The organism is Flavobacterium ajazii (assembly GCF_010614725.1).
Classification (GTDB): Bacteria; Bacteroidota; Bacteroidia; order Flavobacteriales; family Flavobacteriaceae; genus Flavobacterium; species Flavobacterium ajazii.
Genome location: NZ_JAAEHL010000003.1, coordinates 21343 through 36404, shown reverse-complemented (window position 1 = coordinate 36404; position 15062 = coordinate 21343). Strand labels below are relative to the sequence as shown.

At 34.8% G+C, this 15062-nt stretch carries 5 protein-coding genes; 1 reads left to right on the top strand and 4 read right to left on the bottom strand.

Going from position 1 to position 15062, the window contains the following annotated elements:
- Nucleotides 1–150: 150 nt before the first annotated feature.
- From GWR14_RS05540 to GWR14_RS05525, 4 genes are all read right to left on the bottom strand, one after another.
- Nucleotides 151–1425: an NHL domain-containing protein gene (locus tag GWR14_RS05540; protein WP_163408076.1), complete on the bottom strand. Its 1275-nt coding sequence runs from the start codon at nt 1423–1425 to the stop codon at nt 151–153.
- A 268-nt stretch (nt 1426–1693) separates the two neighbouring features.
- Entirely contained in the window at nt 1694–2569 is an 876-nt protein-coding gene (locus tag GWR14_RS05535; protein WP_163408075.1) for a type IX secretion system membrane protein PorP/SprF, read from the bottom strand.
- Between the two features lie 87 nt (nt 2570–2656).
- Nucleotides 2657–3343, bottom strand: coding sequence for a T9SS type B sorting domain-containing protein (locus GWR14_RS05530; RefSeq protein WP_163408074.1), 687 nt, complete (start codon nt 3341–3343; stop codon nt 2657–2659).
- Between the two features lie 137 nt (nt 3344–3480).
- On the bottom strand, nt 3481–13437 hold the full coding sequence (locus tag GWR14_RS05525; protein ID WP_163408073.1) for a LamG-like jellyroll fold domain-containing protein: 9957 nt from the start codon (nt 13435–13437) through the stop codon (nt 3481–3483).
- 240 nt (nt 13438–13677) lie between these two features.
- Here GWR14_RS05525 and GWR14_RS05520 point away from each other — a divergent pair, with 240 nt between their 5' ends.
- The gene (locus GWR14_RS05520) at nt 13678–14928 is read left to right on the top strand and encodes a helix-turn-helix domain-containing protein (RefSeq protein ID WP_031456942.1); all 1251 of its coding nucleotides are present in this window, start codon (nt 13678–13680) and stop codon (nt 14926–14928) included.
- Nucleotides 14929–15062 lie beyond the last annotated feature (134 nt).

Sequence of the window (15062 nt, the reverse complement as noted above, 5' to 3'; positions counted from 1 at the left end):
AACATTTCTGCAATTTTATCTGCAATTTTTCTTTTCAATAACATGCTATGAGCTATATATTTGACTTCAATATAGGTTTACTTCTTTCAGCTTTGAGTACTGAGTAGTGACTAATTGATTTTTGATAAACTCAAAATACAAAGTTTAAAGTTACTTTTTAATCACTTTTACGGTTTTTGTTTCTCCGTTTTGGGTAGTTACCTTTACTAAATAAGTGCCAATTTTTAAACCTGACGTTTCTATTGAAGATTGATTAGCAGAGACTATTTTTTGACCAAGTATATTAAAAATTTCTACTTCTTTTATTTGGGTATTGAGTTCGATATTTAAAACATCTTTCACTGGGTTTGGGTAAACATTGATTTCATTATTAGCAGAGAAATCGTTTGTTCCTAGATTGCTAATAGTGATTTTTCGGATTTTGTGATTACTAGTATCTCCTACATAGACATTGCCTGAAGCGTCTACTGCAATTCCGGTTGGAAAATTAAAACTTGAAGCGGTACCTTCTGTACTACCAGTTTTTCCGGTTCCTGCCAACGTAGTAACCTCTCCTAAAGGTGTGATTTTTCGGATTTGCTGGTTGGTATAATCAGCAACATATATGTTACCTGCATCATCTATAGTTATTCCTCTAGGATTATTAAAACTTGCTTCAGAGCCTGTTGCATTTGTATTACCATTTATTCCATTACCTGCCAAAGTAGATACTTCTCCTAAAGGTGTGATTTTTCGGATTTTTTGATTTTTTGAATCTGCAACATATACATTACCTGAAACATCAACTGTAATTCCTCTAGGAAGATTAAAACTTGCTTCAGAGCCTGTTGCATCTGTACTTCCTACAGTTCCACTTCCTGCCAGTGTTGTAACTACTCCTGTAGCAGTTATTTTTCGAATTTTATTATTATAGGTATCTGCAACATATACATTCCCAGAAATATCAACTGCTATACCTGCTGGATACCTAAAACTTGCTGATGTTCCTGTTGCATCTGTACTACCTGCAACATTTCCTGCCAAAGTAGTAACCACCCCTGCAAATGTAATTTTTCTAATTTTATGACTATAATTATCTGCTACATACACATTCCCCGAACCATCTACAGCAACTCCTGTAGGGGAATTAAAACTAGCCTCTGTACCTGTCGCATTAATACTCCCTGCTGTTCCACTCCCAGCGAGAGTAGTAACAACTCCTGTAGCAGTTATTTTTCGGATTTTATTATTAGTCCCATCTGCTACATACACATTACCCGAAGCATCTACAGCAACTCCATATGGATTATTAAACTGAGCTATTGTCTCTGTTCCATCTGTACTACCAGCTGTTCCACTTCCTGCCAATGTAGATACTACTTGTGCCTCAGACAGATTAAATGCCAATACCATGACTAGACTCATTTTTTGAAATAATTTGTTCATGAATTTTATTTTTTAATTTTATAAATCAACTTTTTAAGATTTTTTAGACTGCTGCTTTTTAATGTAAAACAATTGCTTTTAGTTTTCAAAATTGTTACAAACTACAAACTTTCTAGAGCAATAGGATTTAATTAAAGAAACTTTTCCATTTAGTTTTTTGCCTTTTCAAGAAAATCAACAATAATGAATATTTTTAACTAGCTCTTAATGGTTTAAAAAAACAATTGGTTACAATTGATAATGCCCAAAGATTACATTTTTAAAAGTCTCAGATAGAGAAAAACAATCCTATCTGTTGTGTACTGCCTACTAAGGATTTAAACTCAGAATTGGAAGAAAAAGAATAATTATAAACAAAATTTATTTTTTTATAATTAATTCCAAAACCCATTGCAGCCTGCTTAAAATTGCTGTAGCCTATTTGAAATGATGCTTTTTTAATATAATTTAAATTAAAAGAAGTTAATGCTTCTACTTTTTTATTTTGTGCTTCCTGCATTAAAACAGAAGGTGTTAAATCGAATTTTTCGTTTAGCTTAAACTCGTATTCTGTATAAGCCGTTAGTCCTGTATTTTTTTGCTTTTGTTTTAATAAAGAAGGAAGCGCTAATGCAACTTGCAATTTTTTGTACTTATAAACAAAACCAACTTCCATGTCAAATCCGTCTTTAGAGAAACTGTTTTCTAACAAGTAAGGATCTTCTAAATCAACGTTATCATTGGGATCAAAACCATTGCTGTAGTGAACAGATTGTTTATTAAAAGTTATTCCAAAACCAGCAGATAATGACTGAGAATCCGCAATGTCAATTTTATAAGCAAAGGCTTGCTTTATTTCGAATTGTGTAAAATCGCCTTGTTTGACATTGGTAAAAAGAGTTGCCATGGCTACTTTTTTGGCCAATGGCAAATCTAATATCGCTTGTTGCCAGACTAAATTTTGGGCATCGTCTAATTTTTTAGATGTAATTCCGTACACACCTGCTATACGGATTTTTTCAAATTCACCGGTATATCCTACGTTAATAGCCGTTTTATTATCTTTAAATAGCCTATTGCTCAATTGAAATTGAGCATGGGCTAAGGGGGCAAAAAAGATGGTAAAGCTTAATAGATAAAATATTCTTTTTGATATATTTTTCATTTAATTTTTTTGTTTTAGAAATGGACTATTTATAACCTTTTTTGATGTGAGGTTTTATAGTACAATTGGTATTTTGTTCAATTGGTTTTAATTTTTTATTAAATGCAAAACCTCTTTATAAACAAACTTGTTTTTATCCTGACCTCTTCCGTTAATGTAGATGTAGTATTCTCCGTTTAATAAATTATTTCCACTCCAATCATTTTGATAATTGGTTGTTTCATACACTTTTTGTCCTCTAACATCATAGATAGACAAGTTATACTGATCGAATAATGCTAATTTTTCTATAACCAAAAGATCGTTATGTCCGTCTCCGTTTGGAGTAATTAAATTGTTGTACTTTATTTTTTTTGGAATACTGCTATCACTAAAAACAAAAGGGTTTTCGAGCGTTCCAACGATTCCATCGGCTACAAAATTGATGGGTGCTACGGATGAATTAGAAATTATATTATTGGTTTGATCATACACTTTAAAAGTAATAGGAACATCTTGGTCGTTACTATAAACGATTAAGGTAGCAACATAACGATCCAGACTTTTTAAATAGGTTATAGGAGAAGCAACTCCCCGGACATCTGAGCCTATAAAAGCTGCAATTACATCTTGTGTGTTACGGGATTCTTCAGAATTAATATTTAGAACACAAGTGATTACCATAGAATGATTATAATCGCTTGGCTTTACAGTCCAATTTGTCGGTACTTGAGCGTAAACTCTGGTGATACTCAAAAGCAACACAAAAAAGGTATGCATTATTATTTTTTTCATTTTTTACTTTATTAAATTTCGTGGTTTGAACTTACGCTTCTTATATCGAATAATTTCATTGTAAATCGTTGGCAAAAGTTTTAAAAATAACACTGCTACAAAATTCATAGCAGTGTTATTAACCCAATTAAGAAGGTTTATCTGTTTTTTATCATACGTTTGGACTCCAGCACATCTCCATTAAAATCATAAAACAATACCAAATAAACTCCCGAAGGAAGGGTTGATACATTTATGATTACTTTAGAATCTGTTGGCAAAACCTTATTAGTTTTAACAGTAGCTCCTTTCATGTCTGCTATACCAATACTACTAATTTTATGATTTTGATAAAGATCAATATTAATCACATTGGCAAACGGATTAGGATATACCATTAAACTCATTACATCTTCTTGAGGTATTTCTGAAGCAATTGTTAACTCTTTTGGAGTTGTCAAACCTCCGATAACCACATTATTATTAAAAGTGACTATTTCATTAATTGCAGCAGATTTTTCATCGTTTAAAAATTCGAAATGCACTTTATCGTTATCATTACTACCATAAATAGTCATAAAATACGAGGTTTTGTTTGTTGTTGGATTGTAAATAGCAGGCGCCTGACCTCTTAATTCTTCTCCAACAAAAGCTTTCAAATAATTGTTTTTCGATTGATTATCGCCTGCTACTTCTGCAATAACGTTCATTGTATTAGCATATTTAGTAACCGCTTCTATAGTCTGATTTGCGTACAGATTTTCGTTATTTAACATTTTACTAGTCGCCGAATAACTCAAATTTGGATAATAAAAATGTCCATCAGAAGCTGTTTTCATCATATATCCTTCACCTGGTTTTAGCGCTGTTAAATCGCCGACCCAACCAATGTTCTTGTTGTAAATCGCTAAATGATATTGATTTTTGATAACATCTCCTTCCTGTACGTTTGCAAAACCAGCCAGAGCCTGATTGATTGGCGTATTTTTAAAACCAATGTAACCAATCCAGTTCCAACCTTTTACCAAATCAATTTTTACATCGCTTCCTTTTAATAAAAGTCCGTTATATTTTAACTGATTTTCGTTTGTTACATAAATTTTGTAACCGCTTCCATTTTTAACACCTCCTTTGGCAGTAAGTGTTCCTAACCATCCTTCTTTAGTGCTATAGCTATCTACTGCATCAATACCACGAATCAAATCGCCGCTTACTGCTTTGATTGGTTTTAGCAAATCGTTTGTTGTAAGCTGTTTACTCGGATTGTAATTATAATTTAAGTGAGACGAAATCCACGTCCAGCCTTTTGGCAAATCATACGTATATTCGATAACATCTACTGCTTTAAGCATTTCCGGATTAATCGCAGTTCCTTTTACCGTATTCGAGTCAAAAGTATAAGATGGTGTCACATCCCTGTGAATTTGTCCGTCGCTGGCATTCCAGATACGAAACTCTACAGCTTCTCCCAAAGGTTTGTTACTGTAAATACTCACATAAGCCTGATAATTGTCTAAGGCTTTTATGTAGGTTAGTTTTGCAATTCCACGGCATTCATCACCAACAAAAGCAGCTACTTGATCATTAGGATCTCTTGAAACATCTCCGTTAATATTCAATTGTGCAATGACGTTCATCGAATATTGATAATTAGCCGGATTAACTTTCCAATCTGCAGGCAATGGCTTGGCAACATCCAAACTAAGATTTAGCACCTCGGCAAATCCAAATTCTGTTTCCAGTAAAATGTCCTGAACATAATTCCCAATGTTCACATTTTTATCAACGGTAAATGTAACCGGAATTGAACTTACAGGAGTCAAAACACCGCTGCTTGGGCTAACAGTAAGCCACGAAGGCAGGTTACTAATGTTGAAATTAAACACTTTTCCACCAGTGTTTTCGATTCTGGTTTCGAATGTAAATCCTGCACCTGATTCTATAGCAAAATGTTTATCCGATTCTGTCCAAATTACCTGATTTTTATCTACATAAGCTGTCCAGCTTACAGGCGCTCTCATGATATTTCCGTTCAAATCCTGTACTCCGGTCACGCTAATATCCAAAATAACATTTTCCAGAATACTGTCAGGATCGGTAGTCGTTAAAATAATTTTATCCTGATTGGCCGAATAACCAAAATTTACTTTTCTAACCGGTCTTGGCAATTTTACCAAAGGAGTATCTTGCATATAAGCCAGTTGTCCATTCAATTCTGCAGCCACACCATTAGATTTTACTGCAGTATTTCCGGTAGCTGCAGAGGCTTTTGAAGCTTCTAGCATTTCGATACCCATTGTAGTTTTGTATTTATCAAAAGGGAGATACAAATCCAATCCAACCTCATCGCCCGTTAACATATAATGCATATCACGCTTAATTTGTAAGGCAGAACGAGTACCTTGCCAAATTCTAACCTCGTCTAATGAACCTGTAAAATGTTGTGACTGATGTGTGGTTCCAAAGGCATCTACCCAGCCCATAGCACCCAAATGCAGTGCCGCTCCACCAAATCCAATAAATCCAGTTTTATCTGTTTCAATAGTATTTTGTTGATTTCCATCAATAAAACAAACCGTATTTGTCGCACGATTGACAACTAACGCAAAATGATGCCATTGATTATCAAAATAATTGGTTGGCGATGCCGTAAACGTATTGTTGTTGTTCCAAACCTCTAATAAGCCTGAAGCATTGGCACGAATAGACCAACCATTTTTGTTTAAGTCCAAATCGTCTCCTTTACCATTAGACAACAAAGTTGTTCCGGTAGTTTTATCGCCTTTAAACCAAAATTCGATACTAAAATTGGCTACATCCAAATAAGCAGGCGAGCTAATTGATGGGGCATTAGTAGCCGAAGTTGACAACGCATTGCCAGACAAAGCCACTTGCCAAGAACCCGAAATTAATTGTGCGTGACGTTCTCTAACAATATCATTGATTATAACACCCTCTGTTTCTTCCATTGTCCAGTTTCCTAAAAGACCTGGCTCATTATTTTTCAAACGTTTTGTCGCTACAACATTGATTTGAGATACTGTGAGTGATTTGCCCCAGAAACGTAATTCGTGCATGTTTCCTTTGAAAGAAGATGCTCTCGATAAAACATCTTTTCCAACAAAAATTTTACCTGTTGCTTCATAATTTGGAGCATAACCTTGTTTTACAACATCTAATAATCCATTGATATACAATTTACCTTCTTGGCTTGTTGCATCATAAGCAAAAGCATAATGTACCCATGTGTCATCGACTGGAATCGTTTTAACCGAATTTAATTTGACACCCGCCAAAGCAACCTCAAATTGATTAGCAGCATTAAACCCAACACTTAATGATTGTGCTTCGGTGCTACCTTGAGAAAGCAATATCTCTGAACCTGTTTTTTTACGTTTAGCATAAAAATCAAGTGAGAATGAACGACGGTTTAATTGAATACCCTCTGGTATTTCCATATAATCATTGTCACCGTTAAAATAAACGCTGGCAGGATGTTTTAATTCGCCCCCCTGAATGACACCTCGAATATCAAAATTGTACGGATTTAACAAACCAGCATTCACAGGTTCATTAAATTGTATCATGATTTCGTCACCCGCAGATAGGATTCCGTCTGAAGGTTGTGGGGCACCAAACGAACTTGGATTGATACGATCGATAATCCCCGTAATAGTTGGGGATGTAAAAACAACATCATCAGCCTCTCCCTGGCACATACTCTGGATACGTACATCATACAAATCATCGGTTAGTTTGGACACATCCCAATTGTAAATAAAGTCTGTACCACCTTGTTCTGTTAATAAAGGCGCTTTTCTGGCTACTTCTTCAGAACCAGCATTGATACGTGCCTCATCATTTCGATAATAGGTTTCTAAAAGTTTCCAGCTAGACTCTGATTCGCTAGCACGTTTGTACTGAATTTTAATTCCTTTAAACCCTTGATAATTTACATCGTAATTGTTTACTTTAATCGGTAAACGGTTATTACCATCATAATTTACAGTCCAATTATTTCCTGGACTAACAATAGTTGCTTCAGAACAAACCGGAATGTATTCAATATCCATAGTGATTTCTTTGTGGATACTTTCGTCGCAGGTTGATTCTAAAACTAAGGTTAAATCTTTGTATTTGTATTCTTTTGGTCCTCGTAAAACAGTTAAGGTTTGACGGATTTTTTGTCCGAAAGGAATAGAAACCTCCACAGGTTTCACCAAGGTTTCTCCATTCAGTAATACCACCAGACCATCAGGATTAGATGCAGGATCTACCGACATTTGATACGTAATCTCCTGATCTGTCGAAGAAGGAATTAGCTCGGTTTCGTTGCGTAATTCTAAATCAAAAGTAGCGGCTTTGCTCGATGGTACGTTTACCATTGTGGCTTTGTCGTTACCATTTACCAATATGCCCGGTTTTTCGATTTGAACGGTACGTTTGCTTAATAACGGTTTTTCAGCATCATTATACATCGTCAATAACTGGCTGTAAATTGCTTTTTTCTCTTCGATAACTGCAGTTACAGCTTCAATTTCTTGATTTTGTTCGTCAAGATTATCAATCATTTGTACTCCTAAAGGACTTACAACAAGATGTTTATTCTTTATACTTTTTATTTGTTCATCTAAAACTGTTGGAAACATTTTTATCCAATAATCCAAATAATATGTATGTTCTTTGGTTACTTCTAATTCTTTTTCTCTTTCGAAAGGACAAGACGTTTGTCCTCCTACAATTTGAAAGATAGGGCCATCACTACCTTTTCCGTCATAAATATTCATGCTATAAGCATTGTACTTATCATTATCTTGTATTGTATAAGATGTTGTAACGGTGTTAATGCTTGTGTCGTTTGCGCTATCGCTAAAAGTTTTATCTCCTCCACCGTGAATACTATAGGCTGGGCCTATTAAAACTCCTGCTCCTAATAAAAATTTCCCCTCTGCATCTGCAGAAGCTCCCGCCATCACTTCAGTAGAAGATATGGTGGTTTCGGTAGTTTCGGTAGTCGAAGTGTTAGAATATGCAATTCCTGAACTAATAGAAATATTTTTCTGTTTCGGTTTGTTACCAGAAATAGCGGTGTATTTTTGAATTTCGTTCGTCATCAAAATTTCTTCCCAAGCTCTAATCTGAGTATTATACCAACGTACTTTATCCTGAATAATACCGTTTGTTTTAGGAGCTATTGATCGATTGAAACTATAACTTGCTCCTGTATCATCTGCAGCATCATCTTTCGTATAATCATTTTGATTCGCCAAAGTTCCCAAACGAGGATCGTCATTATTTACTCCATATAATGGGTTTGAAGCATCCAACTTTGTAACATATACATTGGCCTGGTCTATAAAAAGACTATTTCTAATGGCTGCTAATTTCGGAATTATATCCGTTTTGATATGGTCTTCTGAATATAATAATAAGGTTTCGCCTTTTTCTTTTTGGTAATAAGTTTCGCCTTTATTCAAAATGTATTCTTGACCATCATCTCCAGTTACTTTTGGCCCTACACATCCCACACATTTATTAGCCAAAATAAATTTTAAATTATTAGCCCGACCAATTTCTATGTTTTTAGAATCGGCAATAAAGAAATCGCCTTTTTCAAAAGCATCTTCGGCTGTAATCGTAAGATTTTGTGTTGTACTATTTGCTTTCGCACTTGTTTTTTCATTACCTAAATACCTTGAACCATAAGTGGTAGCCATTACTTGATTTTCACTTTTACCAAGATGAAGACCCGCTAAAGGAGTTTCTAATTCATAATCAAAAGCAACTCCCGCACCAAAACTCCAATCTCCACCTGCTTGTGTACCGCTAGTAGTTTCTTTGGTTATTGTACTCCCTTTTTCTAAAGTTACGCTACTGCCGCTTCCTGGGGGAATTCTAATAGTAGTGGTTATAGAAGCAGGTGCTTCAGTAATAAAATCGGTACCGGGCATTTTAGAACCTCCCAAAACATACGCCTTATATCCTTTGGAAGCATCATTTGAATTAGGCCAATAAATAGTATAATCGCCCGTTTTTAAGGTAATTGACATTGATTTCACAAAAGTATCTTCAACACCAGAACCTTGAATTAAATCTGGATCTCCACCTACAAAATTATAGTTGACACTACCATCATTTTGCAAATCAAACTGATGTGTGTTTCCTGAAAGAGTAACCCATTCTTCATCGGTTAACTGATAAGCTGCTGATGAACCTCCATCTGCTTTAGCACTTATATTGTTGCTTATCGTAACTTGACCATCCAAAACTGGTACTTGATCTGTAGCTGGATTTTTGACAGGTTTTGTTCCGTAATACGCATATTTTTCAACCGCTTTAATCGTTACCTGATACCCTTTTCCTTGTAAAAAAGCAGGATATGGCAATGTTTTGGTAGGTAAATTAATGTCTTTAGATAATTCTTTGTCGTATATTTTTACCGTAGTTTCTCCCACTAATGTTTTTTCGGTAATGATATTTCCATTACTATCAAGTTCTTGGGTGTTAGGTAAATAATCTAACGAAGTATTACTTTGTACCACCATACTTGGGGTGCTTCTATAAATCAATCGTTTGGCTGCGTTGTATCTTACTTTTTGGGCAACATACCCTCCAGAAACCAAAACAGGCTCTTCTTCTTCAATTCCTTTATAGGCCGCATCATCGTCTAATTTTATAGAAGATATGTCTTTTGATAAAAACAAAATTTTATCATCAGCTGGATTTGCTTCGTCTCCAATAAAAGACACATCTGAGAACTCGTACTCATTTGGAGGCAACTTAATTTCAAACTCTCCCGTCTCAGGATCTGTTTGTACTGAACGTTTAATACGAGTATCTTTTGAAGTCAATGTAAAATAAGTTGCTCCAATATTGTTAATACGTTGTACGTCTGTTTGTAATTTTCCTTTATAATCGGAAAATCCTAATTTTTTGTTCGCCTGAACCAATCCGCCAACTACGCAACCTGTAAGAGTATGCTTGGTATTGTCTAAGACTTCTATGCCAGACAAAATATCCTGATAATCGTAAGTACCTGTTGCTGGAAATTTATTGCTTACAAACGTGTGTCCGTCTTTTCTAAATTCTAAAAAGTGTTTACCAATAGGTACAACTACTTGAAATTGTCCAAACTCATCTGATAAAATTGCTTGTCCGTTTTTCATCAATTGTTGTGTTCCGTCCAACCAAATAGAAACTCCTTTTGAGCCCGAACTCTGAAAATGAGTTGGGTCATTTTCGGTATTATCAAAATCATATCGAATGGTTCCTGTTACATTAAAGGAAGACTGATCGATAAAATCGATATTGTTTTCGATGCTTCTGCCTTCACCTAAAAATAAAACACGATTGCTTGGCGAAAAGGCATGAATAGCACCACTAAGCGTTATAGTTGGTGTTATACTAAAATTTTCTCCCGAACCAGTGTAAGAAATACCCTCGATAACGTAATTTCCGTTTTTATCTGTAAATCCTGCAAAACCTAATTGTTCTCTCGAAGGAACTTCTTTACTCCAAGTAGCACCAATTAAATCGCCATCAATTTTATTAAAGACACCCGATTCTTTAGACGAGTCAAATACAAAAGGCCCAACCCCCTCATCAAAACGCCAGTTTCCAACAATATTTGGAGTTTCGGCCTGCACCAATCGGCTGTAATCTCGTTCTACATCTGCAGCGGTAAGAGCGTTTTTGTAAATACGGAATTCATCTAACAATCCGTTATAATAATCACCAGACCCGTTACTTGCTAAATAAATAGCATTGCTAACATTGGCTGTTAATGCACCATTAGCATTAATCGATTTATCTAGTTTTCCGTTGATGTATAATACTAATTTACTATTATCATACGTAGCAAAAATATTAGAATAATTACCGTCAACCAGTTTTGCTTTTGAAGTTATAGTAGTTCCGGCGATAGTAACTTCTACTCTTTCATTATGCAAGGCCATTTCAAAAACACCTGACTGACTGGCTAAAACTTGTTTAGAAGTCCACGCTTTTGGTTTTGCCCATATCGAAACTGAGATTCCGGTTGTATTATACACAATATTTTCTTGGTTCGGATTGATTTTTACGGTTTGGTTTACACCATCAAAAGCCAAAGCATTTCCTGTAGCTGTTCCGTCTTTCTCGGCAACCACCTTTACATTAGGTACGGCAACACCGCCTACATATGTTACATTCCCGGTTACAACTGCCGATGGCAATCGGAACCCAATACCTGCTGCCAGGCCTTTTACCCCTGTTAATTGTGTGTATGGAGTCCCTGAAACTTCGTTTATATCATAACTGGTTATTTTTTCTAAACCACAATCGGCAGTAGCTACTACAAAATATTCATAAAGTGTTTGTGCAATGGCTTTATTATCTGCCCAAGAACGAACGGTTTTATCAACTGTAGCTTGCAATTCGGGAGCAACTGTGCTGTTTAACACTCGACGATAAATTTTGTAATTGCCTACAAAGTCGGCATTTTCATCGATTTTCCAGTCCAATTGTACTAAATTCCCAAAATATCCTTTTGAGGTTTCCAGATTATTAGCCAAAAACACACTCGAAAGATCAATATTGGTAATACTCAATTTGTCTGAAGCATTGTCCTGAACAAAAACTGCAGCTGCAGACGACTGACAACTGTTTACTGCTACAATTTTGTACGAATACGATTCGCAGGTACTTATTTCTTTGTCTGTATAAGTTAGCAAATACCCGTTGTTTCCGGCTACTTGATCCTTAATTTGCCCTTCGTAGAAATCACCTATTGGTAACTCGATAGTTGTTTCAGTACCTTTTTTTAAATCCTTTCTAAAAATTTTGTATTTCTGATCGGTTGCTTTTTCAAAATCTTCCAAACTCCACTGAGACTCATTCCAAGATAGTTTCACTCCAGAGTCAGCACCTGTAACCATAACCATTTGGGCATTTGTGGGTGCTACTGGATTAGCAGGAGAAATTCCCATTGTAGCATCTTCCGATTTATCGCCTTTGGCATCAGGACATTTCCCTCCATTGGCGGCTATTTTAAAATAATATTTTTGTCCACGAGTAAGTCCGGTAATAGTATAAGAACGTTTAGACCCCGAAATAACATCGGATAAAGCCGTAAAAACACCATTTGGACTAGTAGAACTATACACCACAAAATTACTCGGACTGGCTTGCATCCATTGCCATTTTAAATCGACTGAACCATCACATTTGGTCGTACTAGCAGTCAAATCGGCGGGTATAGGCAACGGGTCGTAGGCAGAACCTTCGGTAGAAGCTTCGTCTATGTAAGTTCCTTGCCAATACAACCGTACAATTGGACTAATAGCACCAGTAACACCTGTTATCACAAAACTAGTCTTGTCAATTGATACCTCGGTATTAAGACCACTGCCGTTATCGACTACATACTTAAAATCGCCAGAATTAAAACTCGAAGGAATAGTCATTTTATCCCAGGATAATTTTACTGAATTACAACCTTGAGTCGCTCTTACGGTTGGCATACCAGGTAAAGTTGGAGTACTCAAAGAAGCATTTAAATAAGTAGTTTTACCACTTTTGCCACCATTACCATTGTCAAGCGTCTCTGCCTCACCACCAATAGTAAGCTGATTTCCATTTAAAAACTTTGCCGGAAGCTGGTAGGTAATATACAACACACCTTTGTCTCCGTATCTTTTACCTTCATAGTACGAAATATTATTAGGCCCTGCGGTTCTATAGGAATCGAAATACCAATAACTATCATCAAGATCGCCATCTCCTGAGGTAAGAAAAATAGTAGTACTCATGTTTGGCAAATAAAGAAGCTTAGTCAAATGAAAAATATCACCTTCGTCACCTACGCTAATGTATAATCTTTTTAGATAATCATCCATGTTTTCTGGATCACCATCGGCAATCATAGCCGAAATATACAATTTAGAACCAACAATCTTAGCATTCCAATGTTCGCCAAAGTTGTATGAACTTCTTAAATCCACACTGGCGGTATTTAGTATTGTGTGTCCATTCTGTGCATTTCCCCACAACGGAGTCAAGAGTAGTGCTAAAAGGAGCAATAGCATTTTAAGTTTTTGAAAGACTTTCCAAAAATCAAAGAGTAGTGTTTTTTCCATAAAAGTATATTAGAAATTAAGAACTTGCAAAACAACAAAAACCTTTAAAAACATACTTGTGTAAAGATTTAAAGCTTGTCCAAAAATGAAGATTTTGGCAAACAAAAATATTTTGCCAGTAAATACTTAATTTTAAAAAACAGGCATTGTTGATTTTAAAAAATCTTGTTTTTAAAACTGTATTTTTTAACTTTGCAGAACTTAAAAGCCGATAGCTTATAAGTTTAAAAAATAACTTTGATGCACCCTTATATTTCGGTATTTACTATTTTTCTGGCAATTTTGATGACTTATCATAATTGGAATATTAACCGTAATTCCATTTTTTTATCCGGATTCATTTATGTACTCTCATCATATTCCTTAATACACTATGTATTGTTTTTTAAAAAGAGTGTGTTTTTACTGGCTATTTTTTATAATAATACCGCTCCGATTGGTTTTTTGATTGGGCCATTATTATATTTTTATGTGAGAGGTACTTTATTTGATGATAGTAAGTTAACCAAAAAAGATTGTTTACACTTGATTCCAGCCTTTGTCAATCTGGTTAGTATAACACCTTACCTACTAACGCCTTTTACTTACAAATTATCATTGGCACATAGAATAGTCAAAGATACTATGGTTGCAAAAACGTTTACAGTAGGACTTTATCCTAATATTGTAAACATCATTGCAAGACCTGCTTTGCTTTGTATTTATGTTGTATCGGTACTTATTATGTTATTTCGTTTTTGGGCTAAAATGAATACCAATAATCGTATTCCTAAAAAGCAAACTCGCAAAATGCTAATATGGCTCTTTAGTTTTGTCTTTATAATTGTCTTTATAATTGTTTCTTTTGCGATACTTTCCTATTCTTTTTTGAAGGAACCAAATCCAGATCTTAGGCAATTTAAAACTAGTTTACCAATGGATATTGTTAGTTTTTGCTTGTTAATAATACCTTTAAGCATGTTATTTTTTCCTGAATTATTGTATGGAATTCCGCAAAGAGGAAGAAATATAAATGATTATTTTGTAAAACAAAATGAAAAAATACAACCTGAAGTAAAAGATGTTTTTTCAACCGAAACGTCAGATGTTTTAGATAAAGAAGAAAGAAACCTACCCGAAGAAGAGCTACAACAAAAAGATATTGAACCAAGATTTATTGAATTATCTCAATCAATTTTAGATTACATTAAAAAGAGTGAAATTTTTCTAAATGCTAATTTTTCAATGGAAGAACTTTCCCGATCTATGAATGTACCCAAACATCATCTTTATTATTGTTTCAATAGTATATTAAAAGTTAAATTGACAAAAATACGAGCAGAACTGAGGGTAGAATATGCAAAAAAACTAATAGAAGATGGTCTTTTAGATACATTAACGCTTGATGCAATAGGAAATAAAGCTGGATTTTCTTCACGGTCTTCTTTTCAAAGTACCTTTAAAGAAGAAGTTGGTTGTACACCTGGCGAATATTTAAAAACAAAATCCTAAGCTGTCATTATTTTTTTGATTTAGCATTTTTGTTATTATAACTAAACAAATTTGTATTGAGAATTAAAAGTGAGTTCTAATTAAGCAAGCTACTATTTTTGAAAATTACAAAGCAACATTCGTCACTTACAACC